The sequence below is a fragment of the Pseudomonas asiatica genome, from assembly GCF_040214835.1.
Taxonomy (GTDB): domain Bacteria; phylum Pseudomonadota; class Gammaproteobacteria; order Pseudomonadales; family Pseudomonadaceae; genus Aquipseudomonas; species Aquipseudomonas putida_Z.
The window spans coordinates 4,722,610-4,740,986 of record NZ_CP157874.1 but is presented as its reverse complement, the minus strand read 5'-3'; the positions used below and the strand labels follow the sequence as shown (position 1 = coordinate 4,740,986).

Here is an 18,377-nt window from a genome sequence, read left to right as displayed (position 1 = left end):
CCTAGTGTGCCAAGCCTGTGCCCGCCTGCAAATGATCAAGCCCGGCCGAAGCCGGGCTGGGTGCTCGCATCAGGGATCAGCTGATGCGGTGGGCGTTGGTGCGATCGAAGCCATCTTCGGCGAAACGTTGGCCGCCAGTGCGGTCGAAGCCGTCTTCGGCGAAGCGCTGGCCACCGGTGCGGTCGAAGCCGTCTTCGGCGAAGCGCTGGCCACCGGTGCGGTCGAAGCCGTCTTCGGCGAAACGCTGGCCGCCAGTGCGGTCGAAGCCATCTTCAGCGTAGGCAGCGGATTGGCTCTGGGTCGCTGCGAAGGTGTGGGCGTTGGTGCGGTTGAAGCCATCTTCGGCGAAGGCGCCAGCAGCGAAAACCGAGAGGGCCAGGGTGAGGATCAGTTTGTTTTTCATGGTCGTTGCTCCAGGGGTTCTTGAGGTTGTTTTGTTTCTATGGGTTTAATCCTACGCCGATTAACTTGATTAAAAAGCGCAAATAATAGCGTTTAAAAATCGAATAATTAGATATATATTGGCGCGCATCTTGGGGCTCTGGCAGCGGTTCTGGCTCAGGATGTGTCTGCCCATGCGCCGACGTTCTGCCAGCCATTGCAGCTTGAGGGGGTGGAATTAATGGGGCGTTAAGGATGAAAAATCTGTCATTGAAGGCTGTTCAACGCATTTTTCATACATCACCAACCGATTTTTCAAATGCTGCTCAGCACCATCGCCGCACCTCAAACCGGAGCGGCACAACAATGAACAAACTTCCGCAAATCACCTTGGCCTTCTGGGTCATGAAGATCTGCGCTACCACCCTTGGCGAAACGGCGGGTGATTTGCTGTCGATGACCCTGAACATCGGCTATGCCCTCAGCTCGCTGCTGCTGATCAGCGTGTTCCTGCTGACCTTGCTCGGCCAGCTGTACTCGCGCCGCTACCACCCGATGCTGTACTGGCTGGTGATCCTCTCCACCAGCACCGCCGGCACCACCATGTCCGACTTCATGGACCGCACCCTGGGCCTGGGCTACGCCGCGGGTTCGGCCATCCTCATCGGCATTCTGCTGCTGACCTTCCTGGTATGGCGCCTGAGCGGCAACCCGCTGGATGTCACCCGCATCAAGAACCGCACGGGCGAATTGTTCTACTGGGTGGCGATCCTGTTTTCCAACACACTCGGCACGGCGCTGGGCGATTACCTGGCCGATGACTCGGGGCTCGGTTTTGCCGGTGGCGCACTGTTGATCGGCAGTGCCATCGCCTTGGTAGTGGTGGCCCGCTACTGGACACGCATCCCTGGCGTGGTGTTGTTCTGGGTTGCGTTCGTGCTTACCCGCCCGTTCGGCGCCACCTTGGGCGACTTCCTCACCAAGCCCCACGAGAAGGGCGGCCTGGACTTCGGCACGGTCGGCTCTTCGGCGGTGCTGGGCGGGGTGTTGCTGGTACTGGTGCTGATGGCCACCTGGTACCAGCGCCGTGAGCCGCGTCAGGCGTTGGAGATGTCCTGAGTGTTGATGCGGTAGCGGGTACTGCGGCCCCCGCCAGGCAGGCGAACCAGGCAGGCCTTGTCGAGCAGATCGGACAGGTGGCGGGTCGCAGTGGCCTTTGATACCTTCGCCACCGCCTGGTATTGCGCTGCGTTGATGCCTTCCTCGAATCCTCGGGGGCCGCCATCGAGCAACCTGTTGAGCACCTTTACCTGTTCGGGCAGCAAACCATCTGAGCGATGTGCTTGCCAGAACCTGGCCTTGGCCAGTATCCGGTCGATATTGGCCAGGGCCTGTTCCAGGCTGCGCAGCAGGGTAGCAAGAAACCAGGATAGCCAGCGGGTGATATCCAGGTCGCCTTTCTGGCTGTTCTCCAGCACTTGGTAATAGCCGGCCCTGTCTTCGAGGATGCTGGCAGACATGGCATAGAAACGAATGGCCTGTCGCTCACCTTGCGCCAGCGCCAGGTCGGTGATTGCCCGAGTCAGACGGCCATTGCCATCGTCGAACGGATGCAGGGTGACGAACCAGAAGTGGGCGATTCCGGCACGTAGCAGTGGGTCCAGGCTGGTGGAATCGCGACTGTTGGCAAACCAGTCGAGAAACTCGTTGAGTCGGGCTTCCAGGCCATCGCGCGGTGGTGCTTCGAAATGCACGGTAGGCTTGTCGAGCCGGCCGGAGATCACCTGCATGGGCATTTCATCACGCAACTGGCCGACCAGTATCGCTTTGCTCAAGGCGCCTTGTGCCAGTGGGAACAGCCACTGGTGCCAGGTGTACAGGCGTTGCAGGGTCAGCGGTCGGTCATACCCTTGCGTTGCATCCAGCATCAGCTCCGCCAGCCCTTCACTGCGGGCATTGGTAGGTCCTTGCTCCTCGATGCCCAGCCGGCGAGCGAGGGAGGAGCGGACAGAACCCACGTTCAACTGCTCACCTTCGATTGCCGAAGAGGTGACGATGTTTTGCAGCAGCGTATCGAGGATGTTCTGGCACTCGCTGAGTGCATCGACGCTGCCGATCTTGCCCAGCAGGCGTCCTTGCATGTCGATGCAATTGCGTAGCATTGGGGCGATGGCTTCGTTTTGCCAGGTGAAGCGTGGCCAGGCAGGTTGCTGCCAGATCCATAAAGGGCTATTCATGATCCGTCCCATGAGCCGAATAAGCCGGCTATTCGGCTCATCTTGTGAGCCGAATAATAGCGCTATTCGGCTCATTCTGTGAGCCGAATAAGGCCGTCAATCGGCTCACAGGCTGCCGCGTATCACAAAAAAGGGGCGCCCCATGCACTGGAGCGCCCCTTTTCAGTACTGCCAGGCCAGCATCACTCAGTGGTAATCCGCGAGTGCTGCTTGGTGTCCTTCATGGTCGCGTAAACCAGCAGCGAGCAGGCGATGCAGGCGGTGACGTACCAGTAGAAGCCACTCTCCATGCCGGCGCTCTTGAACCACAGGGCCACGTACTCGGCGGTGCCGCCGAAGATCGACACGGTCAGGGCGTACGGCAGGCCCACGCCCAGGGCGCGGATTTCGGTGGGGAACAGCTCGGCTTTGACCACGGCGTTGATCGAGGTGTAGCCGCTGACGATGATCAGCGCCGCCATGATCAGGAAGAACGCGCCCCACCAGGTCTGGATGGTGTGCAGGGTGCTGAGGATCGGTACGGTGAACAGTGTGCCGAGTACACCGAAGGCGATCAGGATCGGGCGTCGACCGATCTTGTCGGACAGGCCACCGATCACCGGCTGCAGGCACATGAACAGGAACAGCGTGGCGGCCGAGATGGTGGTCGAGTCGCTGATGCTCATGCCCACGGTGTTGACCAGGTACTTCTGCATGTAGGTGGTGTAGGTGTAGAAGGCCAGGGTGCCGCCCATGGTCAGGCCGACCACGGTCATCAGCTCCTTGGGGTGGCGCAGCAGGGTGCGCATCAGGCTTTCCTTGGCCTTTTCCTTCTTGGTGAAGGAAGCGGTTTCTTCCATGCCGCGACGCAGGTACAGGGCCACCACGGCGCACAGCGCACCGATCACGAACGGTACGCGCCAGCCCCAGGCATACAGCTGCTCGGTGGTCAGGGTCTGTTGCAGGACGATCAGTACCGCCAGGGCGATGAGCTGGCCGGAGATCAGGGTCACGTACTGGAAGCTGGAGAAGAAGCCACGGCGGTCCTTGCTGGCCATTTCGCTGAGGTAGGTGGCCGAGGTGCCGTATTCACCACCCACCGACAAGCCCTGCAGCAGGCGTGCGATGACCAGCAGGATTGGCGCGGCGACGCCGATGGTTTCGTAGCCCGGGGTCAGGGCGATGACCAGCGAGCCTGCACACATCAGCAGCACCGAGGCCATCAATGCGGCCTTGCGGCCTTTGCGGTCGGCGTACAGGCCCATCAGCCAGCCACCGATCGGGCGCATGAGGAAGCCCACGGCGAAGATCGCGGCGGTATTGAGCAATTGTGCGGTGGAATCGCCGGCTGGGAAGAAGGCCTTGGCGAAGTACAGCGAGAATGCGGCGTAGACGTACCAGTCGTACCATTCGACCATGTTGCCGATGGACCCGCTGAAGATCGACTTCAGGCGGCTGGCGGTGGTTTTTTCTGTGGCAGGCGCGGTGGCCGCCCCGGCTGGCAGGGAGGTGGCATTATCCATCAGGGATACCTTCTCGTTGTTTTTGTGGAGCGCGCCGTGGCGCAGCTTGCCAAGGCAATTGCAGAAGGTGTGCCAAATGGGTGCATTGGGCTTCAAATGGGGGCGCTGCGCGACCCTTCGCGGGCACGCCCGCTCCCACAGGGACCGCGTGACGTCTGACTCTTCGCGTTTCCCTGTGGGAGCGGGCGTGCCCGCGAAGGGCTGCAAGGCAGCCCCAAAAGAATCCTGTTAATGAGCGGTTATTTGCTTAGTGACCGAGCGCGATAGGCGGATTTCCGCTCATTCTCGGCCAACAAAATCCTCGCGCACCAACCCATGCCGCTGCATTTTCTCGTTCAGCGTGCGCCGCGGCAGCTGCAACGTTTCCATCACAGCATTGATCGCGCCCCCGTGCTGGCGCAGCGCCGCGCGCAGGCATTGCGCCTCGAACGCTTCCATCTGCTCGCTCAGCGACTGCCCGGCAGGCGCCACCTCGATGTTCGGCGAGCCCAGCCCCAATGCATGGCGTTCCGCCGCGTTGGCCAGTTCACGTACGTTGCCCGGCCAGTCGTGCGACAGCAGCTGCGCCAGTTGCGCGCCCGACAGTGGCGGGGCCGCGCGGCCAAGCTTTTCGCCGGCGGCACGGGCAAAGTGCTCGAACAGCAGTAGAATGTCCTCACGCCGTTCACGCAATGGCGCCAGGCGCAGCTCGGCCACGTTCAGGCGATAGGCAAGGTCTTCGCGGAAGCGCCCGGCGCGGGCTTCTTCGAGCAGGTCGGGCTTGGTCGCGGCAATGATGCGCAGGTCGACGCTGATGCTCTGGTTGGCCCCCAGGCGCTCCAGCTTCTGTTCCTGGATCACCCGCAGCAGCTTGGCCTGTTGGGCCAGTGGCATGCTTTCGATTTCGTCGAGGAACACCGTGCCACCGTTGGCGTACTCCAGCTTGCCGATGCGCTTGCCTTGGGCACCGGTAAAAGCGCCGCTTTCATGGCCGAACAGCTCGGCCTCGAACAGCGACTCGGGGATGGCTGCACAGTTGAGGGCGACGAACGGCTTGTCGGCGCGCGGGCCAAAATCGTGCAGGCACCGGGCCACGCGCTCCTTGCCACTGCCGGTTTCGCCGCGGATCAGCACATTGACCGGCAGGCTGGCCAGGTCCAGCACTTGCCGGCGCAGCTGTTGCAGGCCTTGGGACATGCCAAGCAGCGTGCCTTCCAGGCGTGACTTGAGGTCGGCCTGCTCGTGCAGCCGGCGGTTTTCCAGGACCAGCTGGCGCTTTTCCAGGGCCCGACGCAGGCTGCCCAGCAGGTGCTGCGGGGTAAAGGGTTTTTCCAGGAAGTCGTAGGCCCCGCTGCGCATGGCTTCCACTGCCATGGGCACATCGCCGTGGCCGGTCAGCAGGATCACCGGCAAGTCGGGGTCGTCCGCCTGCAGGCGTTCGAGCAACTGCAGGCCATCCATGCCCGGCATGCGTACATCGCTGATGATTACTCCGGGAAAGTGCTGTGGCAGGTGTGCCAGGCATTCTTCGGCGCGGGCGAACAGTTGCACGCTGAAGCCGGACAGGCTCAGCCATTGCTCGACCGCGGTGCGGATACTGGCTTCATCATCGACGACGATCACTGAATTCAACATACAGGCTCCAGGTCACGGGGCAGGGTAAGGCTCAGGCGCGCGCCGCCAGGCAGGTTTTCGGCCTGCAGCTGGCCACCGGCCTCGTGGACGATACCGTAGGAAATGGCCAGGCCCAGCCCTAGGCCTTCGCCCACCGGCTTGGTGGTGAAGAACGGGTCGAAGACCTTGGCCAGGTCGGCCTCGGCAATGCCGCCACCCGAATCCAGCACGCTCAGGCGCCACAGCTCGCCGTCGGGCTCGATGCGGATCTCCAGGCGTTTGTAGCGCTTGTCGGCCATGGCGTCGAGGGCATTGCGCAGCAGGTTGATCAGCACCTGCTCCAGGCGAATGGCATCGCCGCGCACCCAGGCCGGGCGCGCCAGGTACAGGGCTACTTCCACTTCTTCGCTGCGAATGCGTGCTTCCAGCAGGTGCAGGGCCTGGTCGACCACCGTGGCCAGGTCGAGGCGCTCGCGCAGGCCGACCGGGCTGTTGCGGGCGAAGGTTTTCAGGTGGCTGGTGAGCGCGGCCATGCGTGTGAGCATCTGCTCCAGCGGCTCCAGTGCCTGGCGTGCTTCGTCATGTCGGCCATGGTCGAGCAGCAGGCGCAGGGTTTCCAGCTGCATGCGCTGGGTGGTCAGCGGCTGGTTGATTTCATGGGCCATGGCTGCCGACATCTGCCCCAGCGCCGCCAGCTTGGCCGATTGCACCAGCCCCTCCTGGGCGGTGCGCAGCTCACGGGTGCGCTCCTCGACCTGGCGCTTGAGCTCCTCCCGGCTGCGCTGGCGCAGGCGGGCCAGGCGCAGGCGCTGGCTGACGAACAGCGCAGCGAACACCAGGCTCAGCCAAACGGCGGCGGCGCCGAGGGCGGCATTGCGACCGTCGGCGGCTACCTGCGGCTTGCGCAGCAGGTGCAAGGTCCAGTTTTCACCCTCCAGTGGCAGGCTTTCCCACAGGTACTCGGCGCTGCCCTCAGGGCCTTGCACGCGGCTGAGGGTGCTGTTGTCGGCAAAGCGGGTCAGCACCTGGTGCTGCAGCGGCACCAGCGGTTGCTTGTCGTACTGACGGGTTTCGGCCAGTTCGGCACGGTCGGCACCACTGAGCGGCTGCAGTTCGCGGTAGCGCCAGCCGTCCTGGTTGGCGATGAAGGTGATGCCGCGCGCATCGCTGACCAGCAGGATGTCGCTGCCCTGGCGCCACTCGCGTTCCAGCTCGGGGAACTCCAGCTTCACCACCATGGCGCCGAGGAAGCGGCCATGCTCGTCGTTCACCGCGCTGGCGAGGAAGTAGCCCGGCACGCCACTGGTCACGCCCACGGCGTAGAAGCGACCACTGCCCTGGCTGCGAGTCTGCTTGAAATAGGGGCGAAAACCGTAGTTGGAGCCCACGTAGCTGCTGGGCAACCGCCAGTTGCTGGCGGCGATGGCCAGGCCGGTGCGGTCGAGCAGTTCGAGGGTGGAGGAGTTGGCGGCGCCATTGATGCGTTCGAGCTTGCGGTTCAGGGCGTCCTGCACCGGTTCGCTGACCGGGCCGCGCAGGGCGGCGATCAGCTCCGGGTCCAGCGCCAGCACGGCGGGCAGGGCGCGGTAGCGGTCGATCAGCGTGTGCAAGGCATTGGCATACAAGCCCAACTGCTGGCTGGCACGCTGGGCGTCGGCTTCCATGGCCTGGCGCTTGGCCTGGTGCATGGCCCAGCCGGCGCTGAAGGCGGTGCCCAGCACGATCAGCAGGGTGATCAGCCCCAGACGCAGGGCGCGAACGGAAAAGGGCATGGGGCGGATCCGGATGAATGGGATATCAGGGCGGGCCTCTTCGCGGGTGAACCCGCTCCCACAGGTATCGCGCAGGCCATCTGCTTGCGGAGTACCTGTGGGAGCGGGTTTACCCGCGAAGGGGCCGGTACAGGCAAACCGGTCAGTTACAGCAGTTCAAAGCTCTGCTGCTGCACCGCCTGGGAATCCAGCCCGACCTGGACATTGAATTCCCCAGGCTCGGCAACCCGCTGCAGTTGGCCATTGTAGAACTTCAGGTCTTCTTCGCTGATGCGGAAGCTCAACGTGCGCGATTCGCCAGGCTTGAGCATCAGCTTCTGGAAGTTCTTCAGTTCCTTCACCGGGCGGCTCATCGATGCCGATACATCCTGCAGGTACAGCTGCACCACGGTCTCGCCTGCCACCTTGCCGGTGTTCTTCACCGTCACCTTGGCTTCCAGCGTGTCGCCACGCTTGAGGTCCTTGTTCGACAGCTTCAGCCCCGACAGCTCGAAGCTGCTGTAGCTCAGGCCATAGCCGAACGGGTACAGCGGGCCATTGGGCTCCTCGAAGTACTGCGAGGTATAGTTGCCCGGCTTGCCCGGCGTGAAGGGCCGGCCAATACGGGTGTGGTTGTAGTACATCGGGATCTGCCCGACCGAACGCGGGAAGGTGATGGCCAGCTTGCCGGACGGGTTGTAATCGCCGAACAGCACGTCGGCGATCGCGTTGCCGCCTTCGGTACCGGCGAACCAGGTTTCCAGAATGGCGTCGGCCTGATCGCGCTCCCAGGCAATCGACAGTGGGCGGCCGTTCATCAGCACCAGCACCAGCGGCTTGCCGGTGGCCTTCAGGGCCTTGATCAGCTCCCGCTGGCTGGCGGGGATTTCCAGGGTGGTACGGCTCGACGACTCGTGGGACATACCGCGGGATTCACCGACCACTGCCACCACCACATCGGACTGCTTCGCCGCCTTCACCGCCTCGTCGATCAGCACCGCAGGCGGGCGCGGGTCGTCGACGATTTCCGGGGCATCGAAGTTGAGGAAGTTCAGGTAATCGAACATTGCCTTGTCGCCGGTGACGTTGGAACCTTTGGCGTAGACCAGCTTGGCCTTGCCCTCCACGGCGCGGCGCAAGCCTTCGCGCACGGTCACCGAGTGCACTGGTTTGCCGTCGGCAGCCCAGCTGCCCATCATGTCGATCGGGGCATCGGCCAGCGGGCCGACCAGGGCGATGGTGCCGGCCTTTTTCAGCGGCAGGGTCTGGTTGCGGTTTTCCAGCAGCACCAGGCTGCGGCGCGCCACGTCACGCGCGGCGTCGCGGTGCAGGCGGTCGTTGCCGTAGTAGTCCTTCAGGTCGGTTTCGGCCTTGCCTATGCGCACGTACGGGTCCTTGAACAGGCCCATGTCGTACTTGGCACCCAGCACTTCGCGCACCGCCTGGTCCAGCTCGCCCTGGGTCACTTCGCCGGACTTCAGCAGGCCTGGCAGCTCTTCGCCGTACAGGGTGTCGTTCATGCTCATGTCGATGCCGGCCTTGATCGCCAGCTTGGCGGCTTCGCGGCCATCGCGGGCGACGCCATGGCGGATCAGCTCCTGGATGGCGCCGTGGTCGCTGATGGTCACGCCCTTGAAGCCCCACTCCTTGCGCAGCAGGTCGTTCATCAGCCAGGTGTTGGAGGTGGCAGGCACGCCGTTGATCGAGTTCAGCGCCACCATCACCCCGCCGGCACCAGCGTCAAGCGCGGCGCGGTAGGGCGGCAGGTAGTCGTTGTACATTTTCGGCAGGCTCATATCGACCGTGTTGTAGTCGCGCCCGCCTTCCACCGCGCCATACAGGGCGAAGTGCTTGACGATGGCCATGATGCTGTCGGGGTTGGCCGGGCTGCTGCCCTGGAACGAACGGACCATCACCTGGCCGATCTTCGAGGTCAGGTAGGTGTCTTCGCCAAAGCCTTCACTGGTGCGGCCCCAACGCGGATCGCGGGCGATGTCGACCATCGGTGCGAAGGTCATGTCCAGGGCGTCGGCCGCGGCTTCGATGGCGGCGGTGCGGCCGACCTTGGCGACGGCGTCCATGTCCCAGGTCGCGGCCATGCCCAGGCCGATCGGGAAAATGGTGCGCTCGCCGTGGACGGTATCGTAGGCGAAGAACATCGGGATCTTCAGGCGGCTGCGCATGGCAGCGTCCTGCATCGGCCGGTTCTCGGGCGCGGTACGCGAGTTGAAGGTGCCACCGATGCGGCCGGCGGCGATTTCCTCGCGAATCTTGTCGTGGGGCATTTCCGGGCCGATGCTGATCAGGCGCAGCTGGCCGATCTTCTCGGCTTCGGTCATCTGGCTGATCAGATGGTCGATGAACGCCTGCTTGTCCTGCAGGGGCGGGGCGGAGGGGGCGGCGAGGGCCGCCTGACTGGCAAGGCCCATGGCCAGGCCCAGCAAAGACAGTTTCATCATCAATTCCGTTGTGGGGCCTCTGCCGTATCCACGGTGATACGCGCGCGGCCGAAGTTTTCAGGCGGCTATTGTTGTACGATTTGCAGGCATTTCTTCCAGCGGCGGATTATGCCTGAATATGTCGCCTGCGGACGAAGCCCCGAATGCCGGGACAACAACTATAAGAACGCTCAAGAGACCGACGGCATGACCCCCCTCGACGAATACCATCAGCGCCAGATCGCCGAAGCCATTGCCCGTGCCGAACGGCGCACCGATGCCGAACTGGTGACGGTGCTGGCCCGCCGGGCCGATGACTACGCCTACTGGCCGTTGTTCTGGGCCGCCGTGCTGGCGCTGGCCGTGCCGGCCCTGTTGCACTGGCTGCTGGGTTGGCCCGGAGTGCGTGGCTTGCTGGTGGCCAATGTGCTGTTGTTCGTCGGCTTGTGCCTGCTGCTGCGCAGCCCACGCCTGGCCGGCTGGCTGATCCCCCGGGCCCTGCGCCGCTGGCGCGCCTCGCGCCTGGCCCGCCAGCAGTTTCGCGAACAGAACCTGCAGCGCACGGCTGGTGCCACGGGCGTACTGATCTTTGTCAGCGAGGCGGAGCGGCATGTGGAGATCCTGGTCGACCGTGGTATCGAACACCATCTGGATGCCACCGCCCGCGCGGCCATCGTCGCTCGCTTTGCCGAACAGGTACGCCAGGGCCGCACCTTGCAGGGGTTTGTCGAGTGCATCGAGGCGTGCGGCGAACTGCTCAGCGAACATGTGCCGCCTACCCATGCACGTAACGAGTTGCCCAACCGGTTGGTGATTCTCGATTGAGCCGAACCCCGATGGCTTGACGCGCCCATAGAACTGCACATAACTCATTGAATTAGCAGGGACTCTGTGGGAGCGGCTTTAGCCGCGAACACCGGCGCAGCCGGTGCCATGCACCGCGTTGGATTCTTCGCGGCTAAAGCCGCTCCCACAGGGTACGCGTGCCGCTTGCGAATTCAGTTCTCTACGCGACAGCGCAGCCCAAAGGACTGGGCGATCTCCCACAGGAAGTTAGCCACCCTGTAGAATGCGTGCATTGCGCCATGCGCTCCCCGCTACCCGAGGCACCGTTTTTCCATGTCCGCCAGTTCTTCTGCCCCATCCGCGCCGGATGCGCGCACCCAGTTTCTCGACCTGCTGAACGCCGCCCTGCATGGCAATACCTTGGTCAAACTGGTATTGGCGCGCCATGTCGGTGCCGACCAGACCTTGCAACGGATCATTGCCAAGCCGCTGCAGGTCAAGGGCCAGCCGTGCCTGTCGCTGGTCTATCGCCACCAGACCCGCGACATCACCCGCAACCTGGCGCTGGATCAGGCCCAGGCGCTGGTCGCCGAGCTGCTGCCGGACAGCTTCCGCAACGCGCACCTGTTCGACGCCGACGGTGAAGTGCAGTTGACCTTCAGCAAGAAGGGCAAGCCCATGCTCCAGCGCCACGGCGCACAGGCACCGCGCGAAGCTGCCAGCAGCAGCGGCCATGACCGCGAGAAGAAGCGCTATCTGGAGCTGTCGCGGCCATTCCTGCGTGACCTCGGCGTGACTGACGCACAAGGCGCGCTGATCCCGTCCATGTCGCGCAAGTGGAAGCAGATCAACAAGTTCATCGAAGTCTTCGACCACGCCCTGGCCAGCGCCCCGGTGCCGGCGGAGCAGGCGCTGCGGGTAGCCGACTTCGGCTCTGGCAAGGGCTACCTGACCTTTGCCATGCACGACTACCTGCGCAACAGCCTGGGCCGCGAAGCGCAGGTAAGCGGCGTCGAGCTGCGCCAGGACATGGTCGACTTGTGCAACGCCGCCGCCTTGCGCCTGGAGCACCCGGGCCTGGAGTTCCAGTGTGGTGACGTGCGTAGCGTGGTGCCCGAGGCCATCGAAGTGATGATCGCCCTGCATGCCTGCGACATCGCCACCGACTACGCCATCCACACCGGCATCCGCTGCAACGCTGCGATCATCATGTGCTCGCCGTGCTGCCACAAGCAGATCCGCCCGCAACTGCACAGCCCGGGGTTGTTGCAACCGATGCTGCAGTACGGCCTGCACCTGGGCCAGCAGGCCGAAATGCTGACCGACAGCCTGCGCGCGCTGTACCTGGAAGCCTGCGGGTACGAGACCAAGGTGTTCGAGTTCATCTCGCTGGAGCACACCAACAAGAACAAGATGATTCTTGCGGTGAAGCGGCGCCAGGCAGGGGACAACGGCGCGTTGCTGGAGAAGATCGGGCAGCTCAAGGCGTTCTATGGAGTGCAGGAGCATTGCCTGGAGACGTTGTTGCGAGGGGACGGGTTGCTGCCTGGCGTGTGATCCTTCAGCGGCTCTTGTGAAACGCCGCACTCGGTAACACGTTATCCAGTAGTGGCGCATTCGAACCTTTCAAGGGCTCGCTTTCGCTGGCCGTCGCTTCGAGCTGGCGGGCCTGGCGGTATTCGCTGGGCGTGCAGTTGCTGACCTGCTTGAAGGTGCGGGCGAAGTAGGACGGGTCCTTGAAGCCTGCCTCATAGCCGATGCTGGTAATCGGCATCTGGCTGTTGACGAGCAGGTCCATGGCCAGATTCATGCGCTTGCTCAGGATGTAATCCAGAAACCCAACGCCGTTGACTTCCTTGAACAGGCGGCTGAAGCGGGCCGTGGTCATGCCGCAACGCTGCGCGAGGTCCTTTTGATCGACACATTCGCGAAAGTGCTGGTCGATGTACGGCATGACCTTGCTGAGCGCCTGGTGCTTGTGGTGTTCGCCGGTCAGGCGAATGCTGTCCGGCAGGGAGGGAAGGTGATCGATGCGCTGCGCATTGCCTGAGGGCTTGCTGGCGCGGCGTATGTCGCACAGCTGCTTGAGGACATCGATGTAGCGACTTTTCTCACCGCTTGTCAGCGGCAATACCAGATACTCCCAGACCCGCGAACGCATGGCCCAGACGGCCAACTCTTCGGAGTGCTGCACGGTGAACATGGTGACCGGGATGGATGGTGAGTTGCGTTTCACTTCCAGCAGCAGGTTGAGGTTGAGGGTGTCGGGGCGATCGAAATGCATGCAGATCATGTCTGCCTGCTGGCGTTCGGAATGCGCGACGGCCTTCGCCAGTTTGCAATCGCAGACATGGCTGAACTGTGCCATCAGCGCTTCGGTGGAATGATCGCGTGTCAGATCGAACCACAACAACAGCGGCTTTGTGCCCGGGTTAGACATCGTGACTTAACCTTAGTGCTGGGAGTTTCCCTACGAGCAGCAGTATTGTCAAAACACTATTAGTTCGACGAGCAATTTGGTTATTAACTTAGATCGTTTTTGCTTAAGGGGTTCTATGCGTTTTGTAAAACCCTGATGTTAGACAGGTTCCGCAGCCAGGCTGGTCTTTGATCATGGCGACCGCTTGTCGGCTTTGAACAAACGTGCCAGAACCTTTCCCTGAGCCGGCTGCAAATGCGTACGAAAGTGCTTCTCATATTCGGGTTTCCTGCCTGTTTTACTGGTGGCCTCGCCCACCTTTTCGATGCTGGCCAATGGCCGCAAAAAAGTCCTAGCGATTCGCAAAAATCTCCTAACCACTGCTGTCACCCTCTGACTAGGATTCGCAACAGGTAGTGCAAAACACCACTGCCCGGGAAGAAAAATAATGTCCTTAGCGAGGTGAGCGAAATGAATCTGCAAACTATCAAGGCTTCGGTGATGAAGTTCGCCAAAGACGAAGATGGCCTGACCATTGTGGAATATGCCGTGGCGGGGGGGCTGATAACGCTGGCTGTAGTTGCTGCTTTCGATTCATTGGGTGCTGCAGTAGTTACCAAAATCACCGCCTTGGTGAACGCAGTCAACTGATAAGCCCTACCGGGGGGATGCAGCAATGTCAGCAGAGCCTCTGTTCGCCATTGTCGTGCTGCTAGGGCTGCTGGGTATCGCGGTGGTGGGCGATCTTCGACACCACCGCATCCCCAACGTCCTGATCTTAGTGGGGTTGGGGTTGGGGTTGGCGGGCCAGGTTTACTCCGCAGCACTCGCCGGGTTGGGGTATGGCGTGCTGAGTATGCTTATCGGGTTCGCCATATTTCTACCGATGTATGCGTTGGGGGGAATGGCCGCCGGCGACGTCAAGTTGATGGCCATGGTCGGCGCCTTTCTTACACCGTACGACGTACTTTCGGCTGCACTTTTCAGCCTGATAGCCGGTGGCATGTTCGGGATCCTGATAGTGCTCATCCGCGGCCAGTTGCAACAGACGTTACAACGCTACTGGTTGATGTTGAGGGCAGGGGCTTATTTGGCACCAGCGTCGGATGCAGTTGCAGCCAAGCCATTCCCTTATTCGGTCGCAATCCTTTCTGGAACCCTTGTTAGCCTGTTTGGGCTACCGCTAGGCCTATAGCCTGGGAGGCTAATAATGTACGCACTCAGAGACAGTGGTGCCGGCGCCTGTGACAAGGACGCAGTGCAGAGCCTGGCACCTCAGCCACGTACAGTTCGCGAGACTGGCCTGGCGGAAAGCTTTCTCGGTGATTTGCTGTGCAAGCACCTGCATGACGCCGGTACGCTGGACCTGCCGCGCTTGGTCGAGCGCCTTGCGCTGACCGGTGCGGTGGTGGAAGAAGTGCTGGCCTTTCTGCGCAAGGATGGCCGCGTCGAAGTACTGGGCCAGGTCGGTGTGCAAACGGGGGGGCAGGTGCTGCGTTACGGCTTGACCGAACGCGGCCGCGGTACCGCCCGGGATGCACTGGCGCGCAGCGGCTACATCGGCGCGGCGCCCTTCCCCGTAAGTGCCTACCGTGACCTGCTCAAGCTGCAGACCATCCACCATGGCCGCATCAGTACGCAGGACATGCATGCGGCGTTCGCTGGCGTCGTGCTCTCGGAGAGCATGCTCGATCAACTGGGCGTAGCGTTGAACTCAGGGCGCGCCATCATGATTTATGGCCCCGCAGGTACCGGCAAGACCTACATCAGCAGCCGGTTGATTCGCCTGTTCGCCGAATCCATCTGGGTACCGCATGCCATAGAAATCAATGAGTCGGTCATCGAGGTGTATGACCCTCAGGTGCATCAGCGCCTGGAGGAGGAGGGTCAACCCACCAGCCTGTTGCTGAACGAAGGCATCGATCGCCGGCTGGTGCGCTGCAAACGCCCCGTAGTGATCACTGGCGGCGAACTGGGCATGGAGCAACTGGATGTCCGCTTCGATCCCAGTACCCGTCAGTACCAGGCCTCCTTGCAACTCAAGGCCAGTAATGGCCTGTTCATCATCGACGACATGGGGCGCCAGCGCATGGCCCCGGCCGAACTGCTCAACCGCTGGATCGTGCCGATGGAAGAGAAGCGCGACTTCCTCAACCTGGGTGGCGGGCGTCATTGTGAGCTGCCATTCGATCTGGTGCTTGTGTTCTCCACCAACCTCAACCCGCTGGAGTTGGCTGACGAGGCCTTCTTGCGGCGCATTGGCTACAAGCTGCAGTTCAGCTACCTGAAAGTCGATGAGTACGAACGCATCTGGCGCCAGGAATGCGAACGCCTGGGCCTGGATTACGACCCGCTGCTGTTGCGTTACGCGTTACAGGCGCTGTACGAGGCCGAAGGCGTGCCGCTGGTGCCCTGCCACCCTCGCGACCTGCTGAACATGGCGCTCGACCGCCAGCGTTACCTGGGCGGCGATGGTCCGCTGTCGCCTCAGGAGCTGAAATGGGCCTGGCAAAGCTACTTCGTGCAGATCGACTTCCTTGGATGAGGAGATGCAGACATGAGTGCCCGTACGCTGATCCTGGTTGCCGTTTCCCTGTCCTTGGGGCTTGGCGCCGCCTTGATGGCCAACAACTGGCTCAATGGTCGGCTCAACGCCGCCCCGGATGACAACATGAAGAACGTGGTGGTCGCCACGGTGGAGATCCCGTTCGGGCAGATGATCGAGGCGCAGCAAGTCGCCATCGTGCGCATGCCCAAGGATGCGGTACCTGATGATGCCTTTGACAGCAATGAAAAGGTGGTTGGCAAGATTGCCACTTTTGCATTGTTGCGCGGCGATGTGCTGCGTAGCGCTCGCCTGGCCGAGCACCTGGGTGGCAGTACCCTGGCTTCGCTGATTGCTCCAGACAAGCGCGCCATTTCGGTGCGTGTGGATGACGTGGTCGGGGTGGGCGGGTTCCTGTTGCCGGGTAACCGGGTCGATGTTCTGGCTACCAAGCAAAGCAATGGCGGTAGTAATGACGCTGAGTCCAGAACCATCCTCCAGGACCTCCGGGTATTGGCTGTGGACCAGACAGCGGGGACGGACAAGACCCAGCCGGTGGTGGTACGTGCCGTGACCCTGGAAATGTCGGCCAAAGAGGCCGAGGTGCTGGTCAGGGCGCAATCCGAAGGCAAGTTGCAACTGGCCCTGCGCAATCCGCTGGACGCTCAGAAGCAGGCGCCAGCCTTAGCCGCTGTCGAGCCGGTGAAGGCTGCAACGCCAGCATTCAAACCCCAACCGAGACCGGTGGTAAATCGTAGTAGTGAAGGTGGCTCGGTCACCATCATCCGCGGGACTGAAGTTGAAGTAGCGAAAGCGCGGTTCTAAAGCAGCTGGCGTCCGAATGGCTAACTTTCGGCAGGAACAAGAACACCTCGCAAGGAGTTGTGCATGAATACTTTGCAGAGATTAGGGATGTACCTGTTGTGCGGGCTGGGTACGCAGCTGCTGTTCGTCGGTGTGACGCAGGCTGCAGAACCGGGATCGGGATACAGCGCCATGCCGGCGGCCAACACCAATATGATCCAGGTACCCATCTACAAGTCGCGTACGATCAGCGCTCGTACGCCGGTGAGGAAAATCTCGGTCGGCAATCCGGATATCGCCGATATCCTGATCACCAGCCCGACCCAGCTCTACCTGCTCGGCCGTTCCCTGGGCACTACCAACGTGCTGCTGTGGGACAACAACAACCGCTTGATCGAGACCATGGATGTGGAGGTCGTGCATGACCTCACCGGGCTCAAGACCAAACTGCACCAGTTGCTGCCCGAGGAGAACATCGAAGTGTTCAGCGCCCAGGGCGCGCTGGTACTGCGTGGCCAGGTGCGCAGCGCCGCTGCCATGGACACGGCAATGAAGGTCGCCAAGACCTATGCCGCGCAAACCTCGAGCGTGGTGCAAGGCAAGGGTGAAGCCGCTGAAGCGGCACCGGCCCAGTCGCTGGAGGTGATCAACCTGCTCAGCGTCGGTGGCAGCCAGCAGGTGATGTTGGAAGTGAAAGTGGCCGAGATGCAGCGCAGCCTGATCAAGAATCTCAACGTGCGCTTCAATGCCCTTGGCTCATCCGGCAATTGGAGCGGTGGCGGGTTCAACAATGGCCAAGGGCTGGGCCTGACTCCAGGCGGCGGGTCGATCCTTTCGCCAGGTTCGCTGATTGGTGGCGGCAAAGGTTTGTTCGCCCAGTTCCTGTCCGACGATTTCCTGTTCAATGTGGTGCTGGAAGCGTCCAAGGACAATGGTTCGGCCAAAGTGCTGGCCGAGCCCACTCTCACCACGCTGACCGGCCAGCAGGCCGAGTTCATTTCCGGTGGCGAGTTCCCGATCCCGATCACCGAGGATGATGGCATCACCATCGAATACAAGGAATTCGGTGTCGGCGTGAAGTTCCTGCCGGTGGTGCTCGAATCCGGGCGTATCAACCTCAACCTGAATGTCTCGGTAAGCGAGCTTTCCAACGTCAACTCGCTGGTACTCGACACGGGACTGAACAGTATTCTGGGCGATGGTGTTACCCAGGTCATCCCGTCGCTGACCAAGCGCAGCGCCGAGTCCACGGTCGAACTGGGCAATGGCCAGACCATCGCCATCGCCGGTCTGATCAGTGAAAACACCCGCGATTTCGTCAGCCGTTTCCCCGGGCTGGGGGACCTGCCGATACTCGGGCACCTGTTCCGCAGCCAGTCGTTCATCAACGGTGAGACCGAACTGGTGATCCTGGTGACGCCGCACCTCGCCAAGCCTGTGGATGCCAAGGCGGTGCGCCTGCCCACCGAGAAATTCGTCGAACCCAGTGACCTGGACTTCTACCTGCTTGGCAAGACCAAGAGCAGTGAGCCCGGGCGCTCGGTGCCCGTCAGCCTCGGCGTCAGCGGTGGCAACTTTGGCCATGATCTGAACTGATCGGAGAGAACCAGCATGAGAACCATGATCGTGTGTTGCGCGCTGCTGTCGGGGTTGTCCGGTTGCATGTCGTACGACGAAGGGCGCGTTGGCCCGCTGGGCTACAGCGTCTACCAGACTACCTACCAGCAGATTGCTGACAAGCAGGTGGCTGCCAATCCAGGTACTGAACTGCCTGCTGCTGGCGCCGATGGGCCGTTGCTGGAGAAGGTGATCAATGGTTATAGGGGGGTGACTGGCGATGCGCAGCAGGTCGGTCAGCCGATCCAGATCCAAGTCACTGATTCAACTCGCTGATTGAGGGCGTGATCATGACTCCTCGAAC

16 protein-coding genes are annotated in these 18,377 nt (G+C 62.1%); 9 read left to right on the top strand and 7 right to left on the bottom strand.

The window, feature by feature from the left end:
- Positions 1-76 precede the first annotated feature (76 nt).
- Complete coding sequence (locus ABNP31_RS21125) at positions 77-403, bottom strand: hypothetical protein (RefSeq protein WP_075046208.1); 327 nt, start codon at positions 401-403, stop codon at positions 77-79.
- 344 nt (positions 404-747) lie between these two features.
- Between ABNP31_RS21125 and ABNP31_RS21120 the strand changes: the two genes are divergently transcribed.
- A complete protein-coding gene (locus ABNP31_RS21120; RefSeq protein WP_025340470.1) occupies positions 748-1,500 on the top strand; it encodes a COG4705 family protein in 753 nt (250 codons plus the stop codon).
- On the opposite strand, the gene ABNP31_RS21115 is transcribed toward ABNP31_RS21120, so the two are convergent.
- From ABNP31_RS21115 to bglX, 5 genes are all read right to left on the bottom strand, one after another.
- The gene (locus ABNP31_RS21115; RefSeq protein WP_350012736.1) at positions 1,479-2,618 is read right to left on the bottom strand and encodes a Fic family protein; all 1,140 of its coding nucleotides are present in this window, start codon (positions 2,616-2,618) and stop codon (positions 1,479-1,481) included. The genes ABNP31_RS21120 and ABNP31_RS21115 overlap by 22 nt on opposite strands.
- A 182-nt stretch (positions 2,619-2,800) precedes the next feature.
- Positions 2,801-4,120 (bottom strand): MFS transporter, encoded by a 1,320-nt coding sequence (locus tag ABNP31_RS21110; protein ID WP_075046206.1) that lies wholly within the window; start codon positions 4,118-4,120, stop codon positions 2,801-2,803.
- Between the two features lie 279 nt (positions 4,121-4,399).
- Positions 4,400-5,734 (bottom strand): sigma-54-dependent transcriptional regulator, encoded by a 1,335-nt coding sequence (locus tag ABNP31_RS21105; protein ID WP_085664373.1) that lies wholly within the window; start codon positions 5,732-5,734, stop codon positions 4,400-4,402.
- Positions 5,728-7,485, bottom strand: a complete 1,758-nt coding sequence (locus ABNP31_RS21100; RefSeq protein WP_085664372.1) for a sensor histidine kinase — start codon at positions 7,483-7,485, stop codon at positions 5,728-5,730. The genes ABNP31_RS21105 and ABNP31_RS21100 overlap by 7 nt, the downstream gene beginning before the upstream one ends.
- A gap of 146 nt (positions 7,486-7,631) precedes the next feature.
- Positions 7,632-9,923 carry a beta-glucosidase BglX gene (gene bglX, locus ABNP31_RS21095; RefSeq protein WP_085664371.1) on the bottom strand — a complete coding sequence of 764 codons (2,292 nt, stop codon included), beginning with the start codon at positions 9,921-9,923 and terminating at the stop codon, positions 7,632-7,634.
- Positions 9,924-10,109: 186 nt separating this feature from the next.
- Between bglX and ABNP31_RS21090 the strand changes: the two genes are divergently transcribed.
- Entirely contained in the window at positions 10,110-10,727 is a 618-nt protein-coding gene (locus ABNP31_RS21090; protein ID WP_075046203.1) for a TPM domain-containing protein, read from the top strand.
- A gap of 294 nt (positions 10,728-11,021) precedes the next feature.
- Positions 11,022-12,245, top strand: a complete 1,224-nt coding sequence (locus ABNP31_RS21085) for a class I SAM-dependent methyltransferase (RefSeq protein WP_350012735.1) — start codon at positions 11,022-11,024, stop codon at positions 12,243-12,245.
- 4 nt (positions 12,246-12,249) lie between these two features.
- On the opposite strand, the gene ABNP31_RS21080 is transcribed toward ABNP31_RS21085, so the two are convergent.
- Positions 12,250-13,128: a response regulator transcription factor gene (locus ABNP31_RS21080; protein ID WP_238066882.1), complete on the bottom strand. Its 879-nt coding sequence runs from the start codon at positions 13,126-13,128 to the stop codon at positions 12,250-12,252.
- 450 nt (positions 13,129-13,578) lie between these two features.
- On the opposite strand from ABNP31_RS21080, the gene ABNP31_RS21075 reads away from it, so the two are divergent.
- The 6 genes from ABNP31_RS21075 (at position 13,579) to ABNP31_RS21050 (ending at position 18,349) form a co-directional block, all read left to right on the top strand.
- Positions 13,579-13,758, top strand: a complete 180-nt coding sequence (locus ABNP31_RS21075) for a Flp family type IVb pilin (RefSeq protein WP_075046200.1) — start codon at positions 13,579-13,581, stop codon at positions 13,756-13,758.
- A 25-nt stretch (positions 13,759-13,783) separates the two neighbouring features.
- Complete coding sequence (locus tag ABNP31_RS21070; protein WP_350012734.1) at positions 13,784-14,302, top strand: A24 family peptidase; 519 nt, start codon at positions 13,784-13,786, stop codon at positions 14,300-14,302.
- A 15-nt stretch (positions 14,303-14,317) separates the two neighbouring features.
- Positions 14,318-15,652, top strand: coding sequence for an AAA family ATPase (locus tag ABNP31_RS21065; protein ID WP_350012733.1), 1,335 nt, complete (start codon positions 14,318-14,320; stop codon positions 15,650-15,652).
- A gap of 12 nt (positions 15,653-15,664) precedes the next feature.
- Entirely contained in the window at positions 15,665-16,477 is an 813-nt protein-coding gene (gene cpaB / locus ABNP31_RS21060; RefSeq protein WP_350012732.1) for a Flp pilus assembly protein CpaB, read from the top strand.
- 87 nt (positions 16,478-16,564) lie between these two features.
- Positions 16,565-18,052 (top strand): type II and III secretion system protein family protein, encoded by a 1,488-nt coding sequence (locus ABNP31_RS21055; RefSeq protein WP_075046196.1) that lies wholly within the window; start codon positions 16,565-16,567, stop codon positions 18,050-18,052.
- A gap of 15 nt (positions 18,053-18,067) precedes the next feature.
- A complete protein-coding gene (locus ABNP31_RS21050; RefSeq protein WP_075046195.1) occupies positions 18,068-18,349 on the top strand; it encodes a hypothetical protein in 282 nt (93 codons plus the stop codon).
- The last annotated feature ends 28 nt before the right edge of the window (positions 18,350-18,377 follow it).

Excerpts from the sequence above, each read along its gene's own strand:
- ABNP31_RS21070 (WP_350012734.1), top strand. The coding sequence starts at position 13,784 with ATGTCAGCAGAGCCTCTGTTCGCCATTGTCGTGCTGCTAGGGCTGCTG.
- ABNP31_RS21115 (WP_350012736.1), bottom strand. The coding sequence starts at position 2,618 with ATGAATAGCCCTTTATGGATCTGGCAGCAACCTGCCTGGCCACGCTTC.
- ABNP31_RS21065 (WP_350012733.1), top strand. The coding sequence starts at position 14,318 with ATGTACGCACTCAGAGACAGTGGTGCCGGCGCCTGTGACAAGGACGCA.
- ABNP31_RS21050 (WP_075046195.1), top strand. The coding sequence starts at position 18,068 with ATGAGAACCATGATCGTGTGTTGCGCGCTGCTGTCGGGGTTGTCCGGT.
- bglX (WP_085664371.1), bottom strand. The coding sequence starts at position 9,923 with ATGATGAAACTGTCTTTGCTGGGCCTGGCCATGGGCCTTGCCAGTCAG.
- ABNP31_RS21080 (WP_238066882.1), bottom strand. The coding sequence starts at position 13,128 with ATGTCTAACCCGGGCACAAAGCCGCTGTTGTTGTGGTTCGATCTGACA.
- ABNP31_RS21110 (WP_075046206.1), bottom strand. The coding sequence starts at position 4,120 with ATGGATAATGCCACCTCCCTGCCAGCCGGGGCGGCCACCGCGCCTGCC.
- cpaB (WP_350012732.1), top strand. The coding sequence starts at position 15,665 with ATGAGTGCCCGTACGCTGATCCTGGTTGCCGTTTCCCTGTCCTTGGGG.
- ABNP31_RS21125 (WP_075046208.1), bottom strand. The coding sequence starts at position 403 with ATGAAAAACAAACTGATCCTCACCCTGGCCCTCTCGGTTTTCGCTGCT.
- ABNP31_RS21075 (WP_075046200.1), top strand. The coding sequence starts at position 13,579 with ATGAATCTGCAAACTATCAAGGCTTCGGTGATGAAGTTCGCCAAAGAC.
- ABNP31_RS21055 (WP_075046196.1), top strand. The coding sequence starts at position 16,565 with ATGTACCTGTTGTGCGGGCTGGGTACGCAGCTGCTGTTCGTCGGTGTG.
- ABNP31_RS21090 (WP_075046203.1), top strand. The coding sequence starts at position 10,110 with ATGACCCCCCTCGACGAATACCATCAGCGCCAGATCGCCGAAGCCATT.
- ABNP31_RS21120 (WP_025340470.1), top strand. The coding sequence starts at position 748 with ATGAACAAACTTCCGCAAATCACCTTGGCCTTCTGGGTCATGAAGATC.
- ABNP31_RS21085 (WP_350012735.1), top strand. The coding sequence starts at position 11,022 with ATGTCCGCCAGTTCTTCTGCCCCATCCGCGCCGGATGCGCGCACCCAG.
- ABNP31_RS21100 (WP_085664372.1), bottom strand. The coding sequence starts at position 7,485 with ATGCCCTTTTCCGTTCGCGCCCTGCGTCTGGGGCTGATCACCCTGCTG.
- ABNP31_RS21105 (WP_085664373.1), bottom strand. The coding sequence starts at position 5,734 with ATGTTGAATTCAGTGATCGTCGTCGATGATGAAGCCAGTATCCGCACC.